The following is a 19,853-nucleotide window of genomic DNA, read 5'->3' on the forward strand; positions in this document are numbered from 1 at the left end:
GCGAAAAGGCCCGCCGACCGGAGCCGGCGGGCCTTTTCAGCGGAGATCAGTGCTTCTTGTCGCAGCGCCACTTGTACGTGTAGTGGTAGTGGCCCTTCTTGTGGTAGTGGCCCTTCCACCAGTGGCCCGGCTTGTACCACTTCTTGTACCAGTGCTTGTGCCAGTAGTAACCCGGCGGGCAGCCGACGGACGCGCCGGCCACGGTCGCGTCGCTGGTGACGCTCGCCTGGGCGGGGGACGCCACGGCGAATCCGGTAACGGCCAGCGAAGCGGCGAGAGCGCCGCTCGCGAGGAGTTTCCGCATGATCCCTTCCTTTCGTGAGATTGATAGCCACGATAAGAAGGGCGTAAATCGCGCTCCATGTACTAGTGCACGTTCGGCGGAGCTTATTCGCGCCGCACATTCAGAGATTCACAACGGTCACCAATAAAAAGCCGGCGCATTCAGGCGCTCAGCGACCGCCAGACGCGCTCGGGCAGGACCCGCGCCGCCTCGTCCAGGTCGATCTCCGGCGCTCCCGCCAGCCAGCGCCTGGTCACCTCGGCGACCGGCCCGATCAGCAGCATCTCCACCTGCGCCGCGGGCAGCCGCGCGACCGTGCCGGCGTCCATGTGGCGCTGGATCCAGGCGTTCAGCCACTCCAGCCGGGGCGCCTTGTCGGCCGCGATCCGCTCGGCGTACGGGCCGAGGTCGATCGCGTACGGCGCCGCGTGGATGAAGCGGGCCTGGTCGGCGTGGCCGGCGGTGAAGCCGAGGTAGGCGGTCACCGCCCGGCGGACGCCGTCGCGGGCGTCGGCGGCGTCCTGCACGGCGGCCACCAGCGTGTCGAGCAGCGCCCCCATGCACCGGCTGTAGAGGGCGGCGGCCAGCCCCTCCAGGCTGCCGAAGTGGTGGTAGACGCTGCCCATGCTGACGCCGCTGCGCGTGGTCAGCGCCCTGAGCGTGAAGTCGTCGGGGTAGATCTCCAGGGCCGTGTCGAGCAGTTTCCTGACCGTCTCCTCGCTGCGCTTGTGCCGGGTCACCGCACCGCCGTGAGCGTCTCGGCCTCGGCCCAGACGCGCCGGGCCAGCTCCCCGTCCAGGGCGGGCCCCTGAAGCGGGGCCTCCTCGGCGCGGTCGAAGTAGCGGCCGGTGCCCGTGCCGCCCGCCAGGGCGACGACGGGGCCGGCGCCCTCCTCCGGCGTGGCCCACTTGCGTTTGACGGCCTTGAGCAGCCAGCCGGTGGGGCCGCCGCGATCGCCGAGCCCGGTGCGGATGACGCCGGGGTGCACGGCGTCGATCGTGATGCCCGCCTCCCGCCAGCGCTCGGCGAACAGCGGCACGGTCAGCAGGTTGCACAGCTTCGTGTCCGCGTACGTGCGCATCGCTGAGAAGTCCGCCCCGACCGAGGTGCGCCCCGGCTCGGCCCGGCCCTTGACGTAGAGCCCCGCGCTGACCTGCACCACCCGCCCGAGCCGATCCTCCAGCAGGTGGTTGAGCAGGAACGGCGCCAGGTGGTTGACCGCGAACGACTCCTCCACCCCGTCACTCGTCAGCACGCGGCGGCTGGGCCAGAGGCCCGCGTTGTGGATCAGCACGTCCACGCGCGGGCACCGGGCCCGCAGCTCGTCGGCCAGCCGCCGCACCGAGGCCGTCGTGGACAGGTCGCCCGCCACGAACTCGACGTCCCCCGGGATGCTCTCCGCCGCCCGCCGCCCACGCTCCGGATCCCGTGCGACCAGGAGCACCTTGTGCCCCTCGCCCGCCAGCCGCGAACACACCGCGTGCCCGATGCCGCGGTTCCCGCCGGTCACCACCATCACAGAGGCCATGCCAGAGCATTTTTCTAAAGAATTGCTCTAGTTTCAATGGGCGGCGACACCCTTCAGCACCGCGCTCGCGGCGGCGTGCCCCACCTCGAACGCGGCCCGCAGCAGCGTCGCGCCGCTCTCCAGCCGGCTGATCGCCGGGGAGGTGTCCGGCGGGCGGATGGACAGGACGGCGGGCCCCTCGCTCAGGGACGGGCCGTCGAGGTCGTGCTCGGCCAGGAGGCGGTCGTCGTCGGCCAGCCGCGCGTCCCGCGACAGGAACGCCGTGCGCAGCGCCGGGGTGTGCCGGCGCAGGCCGACCCCGGTGATGAGCCGCGCCCCCCACGACGGCGCCGTGCGCGGGGAGGCCCGGTCGACCAGGCGGCGGGAGCGCAGCACGAGCACGTGCGTGGCGCCGTCCTTCAACGCCTGGCGGAACGGGATCGACTCGGCCACGCCCGCGTCGTACAGGAGCCGGTCGCCGAACGCCACGGGCGGGCCGGCCAGCAGCGGCAGCGCGGCACTGGCGCGCAGCGCGAGCCGCAGGGCGCGCTCGTCGGTCAGCGCCTCGTGCAGGTCCACCGCCTCGCCCGTCAGGACGTCGGTCGCGAGCGGATGGAACTCGATCGGCGCCGCCAGCACGGAGGCGAAGTCCAGCGGGAAGTCGCGGACGTAGACGGTCTCGATCAGGGTCCGCACGTCCACGACGGGGCGGGCACGCAGCACGTTCCCCCGGCGGATCAGCGCCTTCGCGAACGCCGGGTCGGTCCAGCCACGCAACCCCTCGGGGCGCGAGCTCAGCAGCCAGGCGCCCGAGATCGCCCCCGCCGAGGCGCCGTAGACAGCGTCGAACAGCGGCAGCAGCCCGAGCTGCTGGAGCGCCAGCGCCATGCCGGCCGACACGGTGCCGCGCATCCCGCCGCCCTCGATGGCCAGCGCCACCCGGTGGCCGTCGCTCCGCTCGCCGGGCCGGCTCGACTCGGCCGCGCGGCGCGCGAGCACCGCCAGCATCCGGTGCCGGCTCCTGACGTCCTCCACAGCGCATCTCCTCGGGGGCGGGGTCGAAAGGACCACGACAGAGTACGCCGCCGCCGGCGCCCGCCCGCGCGGGGGATCGGTCTTCTAGGATCTTGCCGCATGAGGAGCACGGACGGCACACCGGCGACGGGCGATGGCGACTGGCTGGAGGACACACGGACCTCCTACGACACGGTCGCCGCCGACTACGCCGACCAGTTGCGCGGCGCGCTGGGCGAGCGCCCCTATCTGAGGGCGGCCCTGGCCCTGTTCGCCGACCTGGTACGCGCCGGAGGCGGCGGGCCGGTGGCGGACATGGGCTGCGGACCTGGGCACGTCACGGCCCACCTGCGCGACCTGGGCCTCGACGCCTTCGGGATCGACCTGTCCCCGGCCATGGTGGAGGTGGCCCGGCGCGACCACCCGGGGATCCGCTTCGAGGTGGGCTCGATGACCGCGCTCGACCTGCCCGAAGCCTCGCTCGCCGGGGTGCTCGCCTTCTGGTCGCTGATCCACGTCCCCGACGACGCCGTTCCCGGCGTGTTCGGCCAGTTCCGCAGGGTGCTGCGGCCGGGCGGGACGGTGCTGGCCGGCTTCCACGTCGGCGACGAGTCGCCCCTGAAGACGCAGGGCTACGGCGGGCACCCCATGCGGGTGCACGTTCACCGCCGCCCGCCGGAGAGGGTGGCGGCGTGGCTGCGCGAGGCGGGCTTCACGGTCGAGGCCGAGCTGCTGCTCGACCCGGGCGAGCGCGTCCCGCAGGCCGTGCTCTTCGCCCGCAAGCCCTGACCTCTCGCGCGCTCAGCCGCCGACGGGGACGTTGGAGCGGAAGACCCCGTTCGGGTCGTACCGCCGCTTGACCGCACGCAGCCGCTCCAGCGCGGCCGGTCCGAACGCGTCGGCGGCGCTCTCGTCCGGGTTGAGGAACGTGAGCGGCTTGCGCCCGCTGACCGGCAGCGACTCGGCGAGCGCGCGCTGCCGCCCGGCGACGGCCGCCGCGGTCGCGGGGTCGGCGGGGATGCCGAACATGTAGAGCGCGTAGGGCTCGGTCAGCGGCCCCTGCGGGGTGTCGGACGGCCGGGTGAACGCGCCGCCCAGGTGCCGCAGCTGCACGCTGAGCAGCGGCGCGATCGGGTCGGCGAGCAGGGACTTGGCCGCCGCGTCGTCCAGCTCGGTCAGCAGCTCGGCACGCGAGAGGCCCGGCCCCGGGTCGGTGGGCTCGGCGGTGATGCCACCCAGCTCGGAGACGGCCATGACGCGCCTGCTGTCCGACAGGGGCGGGGCCAGCCGGTCGAGCGGGGCGAGCAGGTCGCGGGCCGCGTCCTCTCCGCCGAGGTACGTGGCGTCCACGGCCACCATGGGGTCGGCGCCGGGGAAGTGCAGCAGGTCCAGCCAGACCGTCAGCTCGTCGGGCGCGCCGGCGGTGATCCGCCGGAAGGCGTCCATGACCTCGGGGGCGTGCCCGCCCGCCCACAGGACCCGGCCGCCGAACAGCCGCGGCGCCGGGTGCAGGGCCAGCTCCAGCGCGGTGGCGACGGCGAAGTCACCGCCGCCGCCGCGCAGCGCCCAGAACAGCTCGGGGTCGGAGCCGGCGGTGACGTGCCGCCGCTGTCCTTCCGCGTCCACGATGTCGAACGCGGTGACCGCGTCGGCCACCCACCCGTGCGCCCGGCCGAACCAGCTCAGCCCGCCCCCGAGCGCCACGCCCGCCACGCTGACCACGGGGGAGCTGCCGGGCAGCCCGGTGAGCCCGTGCGGGGCGGCCGCGGCCTGCACCCGGCCGGACGGCACGCCCGCCCCGACCCGGGCCCGGCGGGCGGCCGGGTCGATCTCCAAGGTGTCCAGGCGGCCGGTGCGCAGCAGGATCGTGCCGGCCGCGCGGCCGGTGGCGCCGTGCCCGTTCGGCTGCGCGGAGACGCTCAGCCCGGCGGAGCGGGCGTGCCGGACGAGCGCGGCGACGTCGTCGGCGTCGGCGGCCTCGACGACGGCCGCGACGGGCTGCTCGACGGCCAGGTTCCAGGGGCGGCGGGCCGCGTCGAAGCCGGGATCGCCGGGCAGCAGGACCGGGCCGCGGACGGCGGAACGCAAGGTGTCCACAAGAATCTCCTCATCAGGGGGAAAGCGCCGCATCGGGTGCGTCGTGCTCCCTACGCTATTGCCGGAAAAGACCCGGTATAGGGTGCATTTCCGTGGCAGATTCCTGGGTCAATCCGGCCGAACGGCTCGGCACCGACCTGCACCTGGACCTGGCCGGCCCCGGCAGCCGCCGCGCCGTCCTCGCCCGCGCGCTGCGCGACGCCGTACGGGACGGGCGCCTGCCCCCCGGCACCCGGCTGCCGCCCTACCGCTCCCTGGCCGCCGACCTCGGCCTGGCCCGCAACACCGTCGCCGACGCCTACGCCGAGCTGGTCGCCGAGGGCTGGCTGGTCGCCCGGCAGGGCTCCGGCACCCATGTGGCGGCCCGCGCCGAGCCCGCCCGGCCGCCGCGCGTACCGGCGAGAACCTCCGCCCGCCCGGCCCCGCCCGCCCACGACCTCCGGCAGGGCCGGCCCGACGCCTCCTCCTTCCCCCGCTCCGCCTGGCTCGCCGCCGCCCGCCGCGCGCTGCACGCCGCCCCGAACGACGCCTTCGGCCCCGGCGACCCGCAGGGCCGCCCCGAGCTGCGCCGGGCGCTGGCCGCATACCTGGCGCGGGTCCGCGGCGTGCGCACCACACCCGACCTGATCGTGATCTGCTCCGGCTTCGCGCACGCGCTGCGGCTGCTGTTCGGCGGCCGGGTGCTGCGCGGCCCCCTCGCCGTCGAGTCCTACGGCCTCGCCTTCCACCGCGCCGTCCTCGCCGCCGCCTCCGTCCGCACGGTCCCGCTCACGCTCGACGAGCACGGCGCCCGCACGACCGAGCTGCACACTCTCGACGGGGTACGGGCGGCGCTGCTCACACCGGCACACCAGTTCCCGACCGGCGGGCCGCTGCACCCCGAGCGGCGCGCCGCCGCCGTGGACTGGGCCCGCTCCTGCGGCGGCCTCATCCTGGAGGACGACTACGACGGCGAGTTCCGCTACGACCGCGAGCCGGTCGGCGCCGTCCAGGGCCTAGACCCCGAGCGGGTCGTCTACCTCGGCTCGGTCAGCAAGAGCATGTCACCGGCGGTGCGGCTCGGCTGGATGGTGCTGCCCGGCCACCTGGTCGCCCCCGTCCTGGACGCCAAGGGCGAGCGGGAGGCGTGGGCGAGCGTGACGGACCAGCTCACGCTCGCCGACCTCATCGAGTCCGGCCAGTACGACCGGCACGTCCGCCGCATGCGCCAGCGCTACCGCGCCCGCCGCGACCGCCTCGTCGCCACCCTCGCCGCCCGGGCCCCGCACATCGCCACCACCGGCATCGCCGCCGGCCTGCACGCGGTGCTGCGCCTGCCGCCCGGGACCGAGCCCGCTGCCGTCGAGGCCGCGGCCCGGCACTCGATCGCCCTGGACGGCCTGGCCGGCTACCGCCACCCCGACGCCACCATGCCGGCCTTCGACGGCCTGGTCGTCGGCTACGCCACGCCGCCCGACCACCGCTACGAGACCGCGCTCGACGCGTTGTGCCGCGTCCTGCCGCCCGCCTGAGCCACCCACAGGGTCTCGGCGCCGCCGACCGCCACCAGCACGTACCGGCGGCCGTTGACGCGGATCGCCGATCGGGAGGATGATCCGCGAATGGCACCTGGACCGGCGCTCGCGTGCCGCGCACTGAGCTGCCGGGCGGGCGGGCGCACGATCATCGAAGACCTCACCCTCGAGCTCGACCGGGCCGAGCGGGTGGCGCTCATGGGCCCGTCGGGCTCGGGCAAGACCACGTTGCTGACCACGCTGGCCGGGCTGCTGCCGCCCGCCGCGGGCCGCGTCCTGGTCGGCGGCGTGCCCCTGGACGAGCAGCCGGAGCTGCGGGCCGGGCTCGCGCTGGTGCTCCAGTCGTACGGGCTGCTGAGCCTGCTCACCGCGGCCGAGAACGTCGAGGTGGCGCTGCGCGCGGCGGGGCGGCCACCGCGCGAGGCGATGGGGCTCGCGGCGCGGGCGCTGGAGCGGCTGCGGGTCGCGAAGTTCGCCGACCACCTGGTGGAGGAGCTGTCCGGCGGGCAGCAGCAGCGGGTCGCGGTGGCCAGGGCGCTGGCGTTGCGGCCCCGGGTGCTGCTGGCCGACGAGCCGACCGCCGAGCAGGACGGCACGCATCGCGCGCTCGTCCTGGACGAGCTGCTGGCGGCTGCCGACGACGGCACCACGCTGGTCATCGCCACCCACGACCCCGAGGTGGCCGAGCGCTGCGACCGGGTGATCGAGCTGCGCGCGGTGGCCCGGCACCGCCGCTCCAGGAGCGGTTCATGAAAACTCGCCATCGCCGCTCCAGGAGCGGTTCATGAAAGCTCGCCATCGCCGCGCCACACGCAGTCCATGAGAGCCGCCGGGAGAGCCGCGCATGAGCGTCGTCAGGTGTGACGGGATCGTCCAGATCTATCGGGCGCGGGACGTCGAGGTCGTCGCCCTGCGCGACGTCGACCTCGTGATCGACGCGGGCGAGACCGTCGCCCTGCTCGGCCCCTCCGGCGCGGGAAAGTCCACGCTGCTGTGGCTGCTGGCCGGGCTGCTGCGTCCGAGCGCCGGCCGCCTGTGGCTGGAGGGCACCGACCTGGGGCGGCTCGACCAGCGCAGGCTCGACCGGCTGCGCGCCGCCCACATCGGCATGGTCCTGCAGAACCCGGCACGCAACCTCATCGGCTACCTGTCCGCCGCCCAGAACATCGCCTTCGCCCAGCGGGCCGTCCGGCGCGACCGCCGGCGGGCCCGCGACCTGCTCGCCAGGGTGGGCCTGGCGGAGGCGGGCGGCCGCCCGGCCGGGCAGCTGTCCGGCGGCGAGCAGCAGCGGCTCTCCCTGGCCGTCGCGCTGGCCAACGCCCCCAAGCTGCTCCTGGCCGACGAGCCCACCAGCCAGCTCGACGAGGAGTCGGGCACCCGGGTGGTCGAGCTGATCAAGGACGTCGCCGCCGCCGAGGGCACGACCGCGGTCGTGGTCACGCACGACACGGCGGTGAGCGAGGCGCTGAGCCGTACGGTGACGATCAGGGACGGCCGGGTCGGCGCCGAGGGCAGGCGCGGCGAGGACTTCGTGGTCGTCGGCCGCGAGGGCGCCGTGCAGGTGCCGCCCGAGTACCACCACCTGCTGCCGCCCGGCTCCATGGCCCGCATCGAGGAGCTGGCGGACGGCATCGCGCTGCGGAGGCCGAGCCGTGATCCTGCGCGGCCTCTGGGAACGCCGGACGCTCTCGCTGGTCGTCCTGCTGATCGCGCTCGTGCCGATCGCGTCGGCCGCCGTCGGCCCGGTCTACTCGGCGGCGGCCCGCACGACGATCGCCAGGGACGCGGTGCGCGCCGCCCCGGTGGAGGGCCGCGGCTGGCGGTTCACGACGACGAAGGGCGGCCTGGAGGCCAAGGTCGCGGCGTTCACGAGGGGCGCGGACTTCACCGGCCGGCCGGTGCTCGGCATGGAGGCGAGCAGCGGGCGGCCGGGGGACCGGCGCGCGTACTCGCTGGTGTGGCAGGACGGGCAGTGCGCGCACCTGCCGCTCGCCGAAGGGCGGTGCCCGCGCGCGGCCAAGGAGGTGATGGCCAGCCAGGCGTCCGGGTTCGAGGTGGGGCAGCGGATCACGCTGTCGGCCGTGGTGAGCGTCGAGTTCACCCCGAGGGGACGCGAGCCGGCGCCGCTGACCGTGGTCGGGATCTACCGGCCGGGCCCCGCTGGTGACCCGTTCTGGTTCGGCAGGACGTTGTTCTCCCCGGACGGGGACCCGGGCCGGGACAAGGCGGACGCGTTGTTCACGGTGCCGGAGACCCGGCTGGAGACGTACAACATCTCCGGAGGGGTGACGAGCGAGGCGGGCTGGACCGACTACGCGATCGTCCCCATCGTCACCGACCGGCTCGACGGCACGGACGTGGAGCGGCTGGCCGCGATGCAGGCCGCCGCCGAGTCCGAGGCGCCGCGCTCGGGCGACATCGTCTTCTCCTGGGTGGGCGACACCGTCAAGGCCATCACGGCGGGCACCGGCGCGCTCGGCGTGCCGACGCTCCTGGTGATCGCGCAGCTCGTCGGGCTCGGCTGGATGCTGCTCTTCCAGACCGTGGGCGACCTGGTCAGGGCGCGCGGCGCGGAGATCGCGCTGGCCCGGCTGCGCGGCCACGGGCGGGCCCGGGTGTGGCGGTTCGCGCTGGCCGAGCCGCTGCTGCTGCTCGCCGCCGCCGTCCCGCTCGGGCTGCTGCTCGGGCACGCGGCGGCGGGCCTGATGATCGGGGCGCTGCTGCCGGCGGGGATCCCGGTCACGTTCCCGCCGGACGCGGCGGCGGCCGGGGTCGCGGCGATGCTGGGCGGCGTGCTCGCGGCGGCCACGGCCGCCTGGCGCACGGCGACGCGGCCGGTCGTCGAGGAGTGGCGGCGCACGCCGCGCCGCACGTCCCGCGGCTGGGTGCTGGACGCGGTCGTCCTCGCGGTCACCGTGGTCGGGCTGGCCGAGCTGCTGGCCGGCGGCCTCATCACGGACGTGTCCGGGCGCGGCCCCGGCGCGCTGGCGGTGCCCGGCCTGGTCGCGCTGGGCGTGGCGCTGCTGGCGGGCCGGGCGCTGCCGGTGCTGGCCGGGCGGCTGTTCGGGGTCACCAGGCGGCGCGGCGGGCTCGGGCCGTTCCTGGCGCTGCGCCAGGTCGCCAGGGGGCCGGTGACCGCGGGCAGCGTGATCGTGCTGGGGGCGGCGTTCGGGCTGGCCACGTTCGCGGTGTCGGCCTGGAGCGCCACGTCCGGCGACTACGCCGAGACGGCCCGCTTCCACAACGGCGCCGCCACCGCCATCACGGTGCGGCCGGTCGAGCCCGGCCGGCTGCTCGCCGCCGTGGCCGCCGCCGACCCCGGCGGCAGGACCGCCGCGCCCGTGATCAAGGTGCCAGGCCCGCCGCAGCTCATCGCCACCGACCCCGCCCGGCTGGCCGCCGTGGGCGCCGCCTGGCGGCCCGACCTGGCCGGCGGCACCTCCCTGGCCAGGGCCGCCGCCGCGCTGCCCACGCCCGCCACGCCCCGGGTGCTCGTGCGCGGCGACCGGTTCAGGGCCGAGGTCACCCACGACCGGCCGCCGCGCGGCTGGACGATCAAGCTGTTCGTCACCTTCCGGGTGCCCGGCCAGCTCCGCCCCGCCCAGCTCCCGCTGGGCGACCTGACCGGCCGCTCCGGCACGCACGAGTGGAACCTGCCGCCCGCCTGCGAGCAGGCCCCGTGCGAGCTGCGCGCCTTCCGCGGCGACCCCGTGCCGCCGCCGGAGTTCGAGGAGTCGGCGTACGTGCGGGTGACCGTCACCGGCCTGGCGGTCCGCGAGCGCGGCCGCTGGCGGGCCCTGCACCTGCCGCCGTGGTCGAACGACGAGAACCCGCTCCAGCGCGACGGCACGTTCGCCGTCACCATGACCGGCAACCAGACGCTGCGCCCCGCCACGTACGACCCGCTGCCGCCCGCGATCGCCGTGGGGCCGGTCGGCAACCGCGTCGTCCCCGGCCTCGACAACGCCTTCGCCGGGCCGGTGCGCACCGCCGTCGCCACCGCCGCCGCACCCGGCCTGACCGGGCCCGGCGTCCTGGTCAACCTGGAGCACGCCGACCGGATCGCGTACGGCGTGTACGACAAGGCCGTCCACCAGGTCTGGACCGGCCTCACCGACACGGCCGCGCTGGAACGGGCGCTGGAGCGGGAGGGGCTGACGGTCGTGTCGCGGCGGCACGTGGCCGACGTGGCCGCGTCGTTCGCCGGCCAGGGGCCGGGGCTGGCGCTGTTGCTGCTGCTGGTCTCCGCGCTGGCGGCGGCCGTGCTGGCGCTCGGCCGCACGGTGCTCGCCCTGCACGCGGCGGCCAGGAGGCGCGGCTACGAGCTGGCCGCGCTGGAGGCGTCCGGCGCCAAGGTGGCGGCGCTGCGGGTGGCGCTGCTGCTGGAGCAGGTCATCACGGTGACCGCCGGCACCCTGGCCGGGCTGCTGGCGGGGCTGCTGGCGGCGCGGGCCGCGCTCGGCAGGATCCCGCAGTTCACCGAGCCGCCCCTCACGCCGCCGCTGCCGCACGAGGTGGCGGCGGCGCCCGTCGCCCTCGTGGTCGGCGGCGCGCTGCTGGCCAGCCTGCTGGCGGCGGTGGTCGTGGCGGAGCTGCTGCTGCGCGGGATCCGGGTGGAACGCCTGCGCGACGCGCCTGCCTGACCGCCGGCCCTCCAGAACGATAACCATCTTCATATTGCGCCTTTTGTGGTGATACGGTCTCCCGGAAATGATTGTCGTTTCCGGGGGAGTGTCCTTGACCACGCCGTCCGAGCCGCCGCCGGCGGCCACGTTCGCGATGCCGCTGACCGTCGCCCTGCTGGCCGGCGTCCTCGCGGTGTCCGTGCTGCTGGCCATCGGGCTGGGCGCCGCCGCCGTCCCGCCCGGCGAGACGCTGCGTTACCTGTGGGCGGCGGTGACCGGCGGCACCATCACGGCCGGCGACGTCACCGCGTACCAGATCATCTGGCAGGTGCGCACGCCGCGCGTGCTCCTCGCGGTCCTCGTCGGGGCCGGGCTCAGCGTCGTCGGCGTGGCGATCCAGGCGATGGTGCGCAACGCGCTGGCCGACCCGTACGTGCTGGGCGTGTCTTCAGGCGCGTCGGCGGGAGCGGTGCTGGTCGGCGTCACCGGCGCGCTCACCGCCCTCGGCGTCTACGCGGTCTCGGCCGGCGCGTTCCTCGGCGCGCTGCTCGTCTCCGCGCTGGTCTACCTGGCCTCGCGCGAGGCCGGCGGCCTGACGCCGCTGCGGCTGGTGCTCACCGGCGTGGCCATGGCGTTCGGCTTCCAGGCCGTGATGAGCCTGATCGTGTACTTCGTCCCGGACGGGGAGTCGACGAGCACCGTGCTGTTCTGGTCGATGGGCGGCTTCGGCGCCGCGACCTGGGGAGCGCTGCCCGTGGTCGCCGCCGCCGTCGCCGTCACCGTCGTCGTGCTGCGCCGACTCGGGCGCAGCCTCGACGTGCTCGCCCTCGGCGACGAGACCTCCGCGAGCCTCGGCGTGGACACCGTCCGGCTGCGGCGCGGCCTGTTCGTGCTGACGTCGCTGGCCACCGGCGCGATGGTCGCCGTCAGCGGCGCGATCGGGTTCGTCGGGCTGGTGCTGCCGCACCTGGTGCGGCTGTGGACCGGCGCGGCGCACGTCCGCGTGCTCACCATCGCGCCGCTGGCCGGGGCGATCTTCATGGTGTGGGCCGACCTCGTGGCCAGGACGCTCGTCGCGCCACGGGAGCTGCCGCTCGGCGTGATCACCGCGCTCGTGGGCGTGCCGGTCTTCGTCGTCCTGCTGCGCCGCCGCGGCTACCTGCTCGGCGGGCGCTGATGGCGCGGCTGCTGCTGGACGGGCTGTCGGTGTCCCTGGGGGAGACCGCGATCGTGCGAGAGCTGACGCTCGCCGTCGCCGAGCGGCAGGTCGTCGGCCTCATCGGGCCCAACGGCTCCGGCAAGACGACCGCGCTGCGCTGCGTGTACCGGGCGTTGCGGCCGAGCGGCGGCGCCGTACGGATCGACGACCGGGACCTGACCCGGATGCCGCTGCGCGACAGCGCCCGCCTCGTTGCCGCCCTCACCCAGGAGGGGCGGGCCGACCTCGACTTCACCGTCGAAGAGGTCGTCGCCCTCGGCCGCGCCCCCCACCTGCGCGGCAACCAGCCCCTCAGCGCCCGCGAACGCGAGCTGTGCCGCCGCGCCATGGCCCAGATGGAGGTGCTGCACCTGGCCGGGCGCGGCGTGCTGTCGCTGTCCGGCGGCGAGCGCCAGCGCGTCCTCGTGGCCCGCGCGCTCGTCCAGGAGCCGCAGGTGCTCGTGCTCGACGAGCCGACCAACCACCTCGACCTGCACCACCAGATCAGGCTGCTGTCCATGCTCAAGGACGCCGGCCCCGGCGTGCTCGTCACCCTGCACGACCTCAACCTGGCCGCCTCCGCCTGCGACCGGCTCGCCGTCCTGTCCCACGGGAGGCTCGTCGCCTGCGGGACGCCCGCCGACGTCCTCACCGAGGAGCTGCTGCGCGAGTCGTTCGGCGTCGAGGCGAGCGTCGTGCCGCACCCGCTGACCGGAGTCCCCCAGGTGCTCTACGCCCTGGGCCCATGAAAGGAGACCGCGCGTGATCCCACGCTCCCGGCTCACCGCCGCCGCCGCTGCCCTGGCCGGCACGCTCCTGCTCGCCGGCTGCGGCGCCCACGTCGCCGACGGCGGGGCCGCCGCCGCCCGCAAGGTGACGGTCAAGAGATGTGGGCAGGACGTCCAGTACACCACCCCGCAGCGGGCCGTCGCCTACGAAGGCGGCAGCGCGGACAAGCTGTTCGCCCTCGGCCTCACCCGGCACGTCCACGGCTACGTCATGCCGCCCGCCAACCCGCCCGTCACCGAATCGCCCTGGGCGGCCGAGTACGCCAAGGTCAAATTCCTCAGCGACGACCTGCTCAACCGGGAGCTCGTCGTGGATGCCAAGGCCGACCTCGTCGTCGCCGGCTGGCGCTCCGGCTTCAGCGACCAGCGCGGCATCACCCCCGCCATCCTCGACGGCCTCGGCATCCAGAGCTTCATGCACACCGAATCGTGCTTCAACTACCCCGGCCACCCCGAACGGGTGCCGCCGTTCGAAGCCCTCTACACCGACCTCGAACGCCTCGGCAAGATCTTCGGCGTCGAGGACCGGGCGCGCGCCCTCATCGACGGCTACCGCAAGCGCGTCGCCGCCGTCCGCGCCCAGGCGCCCAAGGGCGACCCCGTCCCCGTCTTCCTGTACGACTCCGGCACCGACAAGCCGTTCACCGCCGGCAGCCAGGTGCCGCCCACCGACATCATCCGCTTCGCCGGCGGCCGCAACATCTTCGGCGACCTCGACGCGCGGTGGGGCGAGGTCACCTGGGAGGCCGTCATCCAGGCCCGGCCGGAGGTCGTCATCATCCTCGACTACGGGGACAAACCCGCCGCCGAGAAGATCAAGTTCCTGAAGGAGTTCCCCACCACCAGCAAGCTGCCCGCCGTGGTGAACGACCGCTTCTACGTCCTCGACTACAACGAGGGGATCAGCGGGCCCCGCAACATCGACGGCCTCGAAGGCTTCGCCGCCTACCTGCGCGAGCTCGACGGGGCGGGGGAGCGGGGTGCGGCCGGTGGGATCGCGGGCCCGCAACGCTCGGCCAGGCCGGTCGGCTCGGGGGACTCGGTCGTCGTGGCGGGCTCGGCGCCGTGACCGGTGACGCGGCCGCGTCCGGGGGCCGGGGCGCGTCAGCGGCGCCGGCGCGGTCGCTGCTGTGGGAGCGGCGGTTCGTCCTGCTGTGGTGCGGCACCACCGCGTCGGGGCTGGCCACCTGGGCGCTGCCGTTCGTGCTGGGGCTCGCCGTGCTGGACCGCACCCTCAGCGCCGCCGACCTCGGCGTCGTGCTCGCCGCCCGCACCGCCGGCTTCCTCGCCGCGGTGCCGATCGGCGGCGTGCTCGCCGACCGGTACTCCCGCCGGTCGGTCGTCCTGTGGGCGGGCCTGGCAGCGGCCCTCGCCACCCCGGCCATCGCCCTGGGATTCGCCGCCCCGGACGTCGCGGCCGGGCCTGCCGCCCCTGACCTCGCCGCAGGACTCGCGGCCCCGGACGTCGTGGCAGGGCTCGCGGCCCCGGAGGTCGTGGCGGGCGGCGGCGGGTCCGTCGTGCTCATGGCGGTGGCGGCGGCGATCGTCGGGGCCGGGCAGGGGGCGTGCCGGCCCGCGTTCCAGGCGCTCACGGCCGAGGTCGTCGACGGCGGCCGGCGCCGGCAGGCCAACGCCGCCGTCACGCTGGCCGTGCGCGTCACGACCCTGGTCGCGCCCGCGGGCACGGCGCTGCTGGCGTCCGTCCTGGACACCCGGGCGCTGCTGGTCGGCACCGCCCTGCTGTGGCTGATCGCCGCCCTCCTCCCACCCCGAGGTCTCCCCACCCCCGCCCCACCGCCACGGCGGGCGCGGTTGCTGAGGGAGTTCGGTGAGGGGGTGCGGGAGGCGCGCCGGCACCCGTGGTTCGTGGCCGGCCTCGCCGCGCTGGCCGCCGTCATCTTCACGGGGTACTCCGTCACCGGCGTGGCGCTCCCGCTGGTCAGCCGCGACCGGTACGGAACGGAGGCGGTGCTCGCGGCGGCCCTCACCGCCTACACCCTCGGCGCGCTGGCGGGCGCGCTGCTCGTGGCCCGCTGGAGCCCGCGCGCCCAGGGCTGGACCGCCCTGACCGGCCTGGCCCTGTACGGTTGCGCGCCGCTCAGCCTGCTGCTGCCGGTGCACCCGGCGGTGGTCTTCGCCGCCTACGCCGTGGCGGGCCTGGGCATCGAGCTGTTCAACGTGCCGTGGTTCACCGCGACGCAGCGCGAGGTGGAGCCGCGCCTGCTCGCCCGCGTCTCCTCGCTGGACTTCCTGGTCTCCTACGGCCTGGCCCCCGTCGGCCTCGCCTTCCTGGCCCCGGCCGTCGAAGCGTTCGGCCTGGTGCCGGTGCTGGCGGGCTGCACGCTGGTGTGCTTCCTCGCGCCCGCCGTGGCGGCCCTGGCGCCCGGCAGCCGCGGCTTCTCAAGAACGACTGCTTAGACATCCATCTAATTTGACAACCTTCAAATCCGTAGGAGATCCTGCCTGTACTTAGACATTCATCGAAACAGAAGGGGATGTGCCATGAGCGGATGTTGCGGCCCCACCGCCGTCGAGCCGGAGCCCGGCACGCAGGCCGCCCGCCCCGCCGACCTGCCCGTGGTGGTGATCGGCGCCGGCCCGGTCGGCCTGGCCGCCGCGGCCCACCTGGCCGAACGCGGCCTCGGCTTCGTCGTGCTGGAGGCGGGGGACCAGGCAGGGGCGTCGGTGGCCCGATGGGGCCACGTGCGCGTGTTCAGCCCGTGGAAGTACGACATCGACGCCGCCGCCCGCCGCCTCCTGGAGGCGACCGGCTGGACCGCGCCGGACCCCGAGTGGCTCCCCACCGGTGCCGAACTGATCGAGGACTACCTGGCCCCGCTGGCCGGGCTCTTCGGCGACAAGGTGCGGTTCGGGGCGAAGGTGACGGCGATCAGCAGGGTCGGCTACGACCGCGTCCGTACCAACGGCAGGGATCAGGCCCCGTTCCTGATCCGCCTGGCCGACGGAGGCGAGCTGCACGCCCGCGCGGTCATCGACGCCTCCGGCACCTACACCACCCCGAACGTGCTCGGCGCGTCCGGCCTGCCCGCCCACGGCGAGGGCGAGGCCGCCGATCTGATCGACCACGCGCTGCCCGACGTGCTCGGCGCCGACCGCGACCGCTACGCCGGCAAGCACGTCCTGGTCGTCGGCGCCGGCCACTCGGCCGCCACCACCCTGCTCGCCCTCGCCCAGCTCGACGGCACCACGATCACGTGGGCCATCCGCGCGGGGAGCGCGAGCCGCGCGTACGGTGGTGGCGACGCCGACGCGCTGCCCGCCCGCGGCGCGCTCGGCACCCGCCTGCACGCCCACGTCGAGAGCGGCCGCATCCGCCTGGTGACCGGCTTCTTCACCCACGCCGTCGAACGGCACGGCGAGCGCGTACGAGTGATCAGCCGCGCCCCGTCCGGCGCCGAGCAGGCCGTCACCGCTGACCGCGTCGTGGCCGCCACCGGCTACCGCCCCGACCACTCCATCGCCGGGGAGCTGCGCCTCGACCTCGACCCCGTCCTCGGCTCGACCCGCGCGCTGGCCCCGCTGATCGACCCGAACGCGCACTCCTGCGGCACCGTCCCGCCGCACGGCGCCGCCGAGCTGGCCCACCCGGAGGACGGCTACTACGCCATCGGCGTCAAGAGCTACGGCCGCGCCCCCACGTTCCTGCTGGCCACCGGCTACGAGCAGGCCCGCTCGGTGGCCGCCGCCCTGGCCGGCGACTGGGAGGCGGCCCGCGACGTCCGGCTGGAGCTGCCCGAGACCGGCGTCTGCTCCTCCAGCCTGGCCGAGGCGCAGGAGCAGCGGGTCGGCCTGGCCACCGGCATCGGCGGCGGCCTCCTGTCCACCCCGCTCCCGCTGGCCGACGTGTCCGCCTCCCGCGCGGGAGGCTGCTGCGGCTGACCATCCCCTCAGGCGTGCGCGATATCATTTAGACACATGTCGAAGCAGGAGGTGTCGTCGTGACCGCCACCACGGGTGCGTGCTGTGCCCCCATCGCCCGTGAGCCGCTGACCGAGCACGACGCCGCCGAGCTGGCCACGCTCCTCAAGGCGGTCGCCGACCCCGTACGCCTGCGCCTGCTGTCGATGATCGGCTCCCACGCCGGCGGCGAGGCGTGCGTCTGCGACCTGACCGACGCCTTCGACCTGACGGCGCCCACCATCTCCCACCACCTCAAGGTGCTGCGCACCGCCGGCCTCATCGACGGCGAGCGGCGCGGCACCTGGGTGTACTACCGCGTCGTCCCCGAGACGGTGAGCAGGCTCGGCGCCCTGTTCACGCCCCTCGTCACCGTGTGAGCCGTCAGCGCCGCGCCTGCCAGGAGTAGAAGGCGCCGTGCAGGTGCTCGAACCGCTGCTCGACGGCGTCCGCCGACCACTCCACCCCTTCCAGCACCCGGCCGGGATCGCCCTGCGGGCTCCAGGCGTACCCGTAGGGGCTGTGCAGCGACTCGCCGCGCTGGAAGACGACCACACCGCGCTCGCGCCGCACCTCCTCGAACTCCATCCCGCCGACGGTACGCGGCCCCAGCCGCTCTCCCTCCCGCACCGTGCGAGCGAACGCTTCGAGCTGCGCCGACGAGTCGACGAACCGCTGGTCACCGGTGCCACGCAGCGCCACGATCCCTGCGATCATGAGCCCCGCGACGACGAGCACCCCCAGGAACGCCATCATGCGGCCCCTCATCGCACCCTCCCGTCCCGCGGAACCAGCATGATCGTAGACGGTGGACGACGAACCCGCCATGCCGGTCACCGGGCGGCCCCGTGCCCAGGTCGGACAGCCGGCCGTTCACCACCCCCGCGCCGCCCAGCATCTGCCGGAACAGCGCCAGCACGGCGATTACATGGGCTGGTCAAGAGAGGGGCTGTGAGCTGGGCGATATATGCCCGTTGTCCTGGTATTTCCAGCACGGTGAAGCGACGCGAGACTCCACCCACGCCGTCATGTGACCTCGCTCACACCGTGTCACAGCCAGGAGGGGTGCCCCGTCTTGAGAGGGCATGACGAACACACAGCAGACCTCGGTCCTGATCACTGGCGGCAACAAGGGGCTCGGCCTCGAAGCGGGGCGGCGGCTCGGCGAGCTGGGCTGGACGATCTTCCTCGGCTCGCGGGACGAGGGCCGCGGCCGGGAGGCCGCCGACAAGCTCGCCGCCGGCGGCGCGCGCGTGGTCATGGTGCCCCTGGACGTGACCTCCGACGAGTCGGTGGCAGCCGCGGTGCGGCTCGTCCGCGAGCACACCGACCGGCTCGACGTACTGATCAACAACGCCGGCGCGCCCGGCAGGGGCATCACGCCCGCGCAGGCCACGGTCGAGGAGATCCACGGCGTCTACGACACCAACGTCTACGGGCCGATCCGGGTCACGCACGCGTTCCTGCCCCTGCTGGAGGCCGCGGACCACCCGCGCGTGGTCATGGTGTCCAGCGCCATCGGAGCCTTCTCGGTCGTGACCGACCCCGAGCAGAACGCCTTCAAGTTCCACGAGCTGGCCTACAGCTCGTCCAAGACGGCCCTGAACATGATCACCGTCCGGTACGCGCAGGCGCTCCCGCACATCAAGTTCAACATCGCCACCCCCGGAGAGGTCGCCAACCACAAGTTCGCCGCCACCGACATGAACAACCACACCGGCGAGCTCACCGTCACCGAAGGCACCGACTCGATCGTCAGGCTCGCGACACTCGGCCCCGACGGGCCCAGCGGGATCTTCGTCGACCGGCTCGGCCCCATCGCCTGGTAGCCGGAACCTCTCGGATACGCTGGCGCCCGCCGATGAGCACGCCAGCCGAGGAGAAGAGGAAGCCTGTGTCCGGGCCGGGGGATGAGACGAGCGCGAACGCGTACAGGCCGCTACTGTTCTCCATCGCGTACGGGATGACGGGATCCGTGGGCGACGCCGAGGACATCGTGCAGGACGCGTTCCTCGGCCTGACGAAAGCGCAGCAGGCGGGCACCGTGATCGCCGACCGGAAGGCGTACCTGACGACGGCGGTCACCCGGCTCGGCATCGACCACCTGCGGTCGGCGCGGGTACGGCGGGAGACGTACGTGGGGGAGTGGCTGCCGGAGCCGGTCGTCGCCCCCGCCGGCGCGGCCCCCGGGCCCGCCGAGCACGCCGAGCTGGCCGACTCGCTGTCGATGGCGTTCCTCGTGCTGCTGGAGTCGCTGTCGCCGGTGGAGCGGGCGGTGTTCGTGCTGCGCGAAGTCTTCGGGTACGCCTACCCCGACGTGGCGAGGATCACCGGCAAGACCGAGGTCAACTGCCGGCAGATCTTCGCCCGCGCCCGGCAGCGCATCGCCGCCGGAGGGCGCGTGCGCCACAGCGCGCCGCCCCCGGCGCGGCGGGCGCACGGGGAGGAGCTCGCCCGCCGCTTCTTCGACGCCGCCGCCGGCGGCGACCTCGACGCCCTGCTCGGCATGCTCGCCCCCGACGTCGTCCTGCATGGGGACGGCGGCGGCAAGGCGCAGGCGATCGCGAAACCGGCGACCGACGCGCAGCGCGTCGCCCGCCTCCTCATCGCCGGCCTCCGCCGCGTCTCCCTGCTCGGCGTCACCTACCGGCCGGCCTGGGTCAACGGCGGGCCGGGGGTCGTCATGCACGACGCGGAGGGGCGCGTGGCCAGCGTGGTCGGGCTCGACATCGACCCCGACGGCGTGATCCAGGCGATCCACTCGATCGCCAACCCCGACAAGCTCACCCACCTCGGCCCGGTGTCCGACGTGGCACTGCTGCCCCAGAAGTAGCCGGCTCGTCCCCGACGGGCGCACCCTGAAAGCCGGCTGCCCGCAGGCCCGCCCGCCCGCGTGCGCTCGTTCGCCT

General features: G+C 74.8%; 20 protein-coding genes. 14 read left to right on the forward strand and 6 right to left on the reverse strand.

Annotation, left to right across the window (positions count from 1 at the left end; genetic code table 11):
- Window positions 1–46: 46 nt before the first annotated feature.
- The 4 genes from KIS93_RS53105 to KIS93_RS53120 form a co-directional block, all read right to left on the reverse strand.
- The gene (locus KIS93_RS53105) at window positions 47–304 is read right to left on the reverse strand and encodes a hypothetical protein (protein ID WP_080037548.1); all 258 of its coding nucleotides are present in this window, start codon (window positions 302–304) and stop codon (window positions 47–49) included.
- 140 nt (window positions 305–444) lie between these two features.
- Entirely contained in the window at window positions 445–1,023 is a 579-nt protein-coding gene (locus KIS93_RS53110; protein WP_080037549.1) for a TetR/AcrR family transcriptional regulator, read from the reverse strand.
- Window positions 1,020–1,811, reverse strand: coding sequence for an SDR family NAD(P)-dependent oxidoreductase (locus KIS93_RS53115; RefSeq protein ID WP_080037550.1), 792 nt, complete (start codon window positions 1,809–1,811; stop codon window positions 1,020–1,022). The genes KIS93_RS53110 and KIS93_RS53115 overlap by 4 nt, the downstream gene beginning before the upstream one ends.
- 33 nt (window positions 1,812–1,844) lie before the next feature.
- Window positions 1,845–2,825: a patatin-like phospholipase family protein gene (locus KIS93_RS53120; protein ID WP_155126706.1), complete on the reverse strand. Its 981-nt coding sequence runs from the start codon at window positions 2,823–2,825 to the stop codon at window positions 1,845–1,847.
- Between the two features lie 99 nt (window positions 2,826–2,924).
- Here KIS93_RS53120 and KIS93_RS53125 point away from each other — a divergent pair, with 99 nt between their 5' ends.
- Window positions 2,925–3,593: a class I SAM-dependent DNA methyltransferase gene (locus KIS93_RS53125; RefSeq protein ID WP_080037551.1), complete on the forward strand. Its 669-nt coding sequence runs from the start codon at window positions 2,925–2,927 to the stop codon at window positions 3,591–3,593.
- 12 nt (window positions 3,594–3,605) lie between these two features.
- On the opposite strand, the gene KIS93_RS53130 is transcribed toward KIS93_RS53125, so the two are convergent.
- The gene (locus KIS93_RS53130) at window positions 3,606–4,901 is read right to left on the reverse strand and encodes an FAD-binding oxidoreductase (protein WP_230466049.1); all 1,296 of its coding nucleotides are present in this window, start codon (window positions 4,899–4,901) and stop codon (window positions 3,606–3,608) included.
- Between the two features lie 92 nt (window positions 4,902–4,993).
- Between KIS93_RS53130 and pdxR the strand changes: the two genes are divergently transcribed.
- The 10 genes from pdxR (at window position 4,994) to KIS93_RS53180 (ending at window position 17,324) form a co-directional block, all read left to right on the forward strand.
- The gene (gene pdxR, locus KIS93_RS53135) at window positions 4,994–6,412 is read left to right on the forward strand and encodes a MocR-like pyridoxine biosynthesis transcription factor PdxR (protein WP_080037553.1); all 1,419 of its coding nucleotides are present in this window, start codon (window positions 4,994–4,996) and stop codon (window positions 6,410–6,412) included.
- A 90-nt stretch (window positions 6,413–6,502) separates the two neighbouring features.
- Entirely contained in the window at window positions 6,503–7,168 is a 666-nt protein-coding gene (locus KIS93_RS53140) for an ABC transporter ATP-binding protein (protein ID WP_080037554.1), read from the forward strand.
- 91 nt (window positions 7,169–7,259) lie between these two features.
- Window positions 7,260–8,582 carry an ABC transporter ATP-binding protein gene (locus KIS93_RS66640; protein ID WP_230466050.1) on the forward strand — a complete coding sequence of 441 codons (1,323 nt, stop codon included), beginning with the start codon at window positions 7,260–7,262 and terminating at the stop codon, window positions 8,580–8,582.
- Between the two features lie 208 nt (window positions 8,583–8,790).
- Entirely contained in the window at window positions 8,791–11,058 is a 2,268-nt protein-coding gene (locus KIS93_RS68575) for an FtsX-like permease family protein (RefSeq protein ID WP_329607762.1), read from the forward strand.
- 67 nt (window positions 11,059–11,125) lie between these two features.
- Complete coding sequence (locus tag KIS93_RS53155) at window positions 11,126–12,217, forward strand: FecCD family ABC transporter permease (RefSeq protein WP_080037556.1); 1,092 nt, start codon at window positions 11,126–11,128, stop codon at window positions 12,215–12,217.
- A complete protein-coding gene (locus KIS93_RS53160; protein ID WP_080037557.1) occupies window positions 12,217–12,987 on the forward strand; it encodes an ABC transporter ATP-binding protein in 771 nt (256 codons plus the stop codon). The genes KIS93_RS53155 and KIS93_RS53160 overlap by 1 nt, the downstream gene beginning before the upstream one ends.
- A 13-nt stretch (window positions 12,988–13,000) precedes the next feature.
- Complete coding sequence (locus KIS93_RS53165) at window positions 13,001–14,095, forward strand: ABC transporter substrate-binding protein (protein WP_080037558.1); 1,095 nt, start codon at window positions 13,001–13,003, stop codon at window positions 14,093–14,095.
- A 56-nt stretch (window positions 14,096–14,151) separates the two neighbouring features.
- Window positions 14,152–15,444, forward strand: a complete 1,293-nt coding sequence (locus KIS93_RS53170) for an MFS transporter (protein ID WP_222108007.1) — start codon at window positions 14,152–14,154, stop codon at window positions 15,442–15,444.
- An 84-nt stretch (window positions 15,445–15,528) separates the two neighbouring features.
- Window positions 15,529–16,926, forward strand: coding sequence for an FAD-dependent oxidoreductase (locus tag KIS93_RS53175; protein WP_080037560.1), 1,398 nt, complete (start codon window positions 15,529–15,531; stop codon window positions 16,924–16,926).
- Between the two features lie 59 nt (window positions 16,927–16,985).
- Window positions 16,986–17,324, forward strand: coding sequence for an ArsR/SmtB family transcription factor (locus KIS93_RS53180; protein WP_080037561.1), 339 nt, complete (start codon window positions 16,986–16,988; stop codon window positions 17,322–17,324).
- Window positions 17,325–17,328: 4 nt separating this feature from the next.
- On the opposite strand, the gene KIS93_RS53185 is transcribed toward KIS93_RS53180, so the two are convergent.
- Window positions 17,329–17,712 carry a hypothetical protein gene (locus tag KIS93_RS53185; protein ID WP_155126712.1) on the reverse strand — a complete coding sequence of 128 codons (384 nt, stop codon included), beginning with the start codon at window positions 17,710–17,712 and terminating at the stop codon, window positions 17,329–17,331.
- A 40-nt stretch (window positions 17,713–17,752) separates the two neighbouring features.
- Here KIS93_RS53185 and KIS93_RS53190 point away from each other — a divergent pair, with 40 nt between their 5' ends.
- From KIS93_RS53190 to sigJ, 3 genes are all read left to right on the forward strand, one after another.
- Window positions 17,753–17,899: a hypothetical protein gene (locus KIS93_RS53190; protein ID WP_155126715.1), complete on the forward strand. Its 147-nt coding sequence runs from the start codon at window positions 17,753–17,755 to the stop codon at window positions 17,897–17,899.
- Window positions 17,900–18,029: 130 nt separating this feature from the next.
- The gene (locus tag KIS93_RS53195; protein WP_080037563.1) at window positions 18,030–18,773 is read left to right on the forward strand and encodes an SDR family NAD(P)-dependent oxidoreductase; all 744 of its coding nucleotides are present in this window, start codon (window positions 18,030–18,032) and stop codon (window positions 18,771–18,773) included.
- Between the two features lie 32 nt (window positions 18,774–18,805).
- A complete protein-coding gene (gene sigJ, locus KIS93_RS53200; RefSeq protein ID WP_080037564.1) occupies window positions 18,806–19,777 on the forward strand; it encodes an RNA polymerase sigma factor SigJ in 972 nt (323 codons plus the stop codon).
- Window positions 19,778–19,853 lie beyond the last annotated feature (76 nt).

The organism is [Actinomadura] parvosata subsp. kistnae (assembly GCF_900323885.1).
Classification (GTDB): domain Bacteria; phylum Actinomycetota; class Actinomycetes; order Streptosporangiales; family Streptosporangiaceae; genus Nonomuraea; species Nonomuraea composti.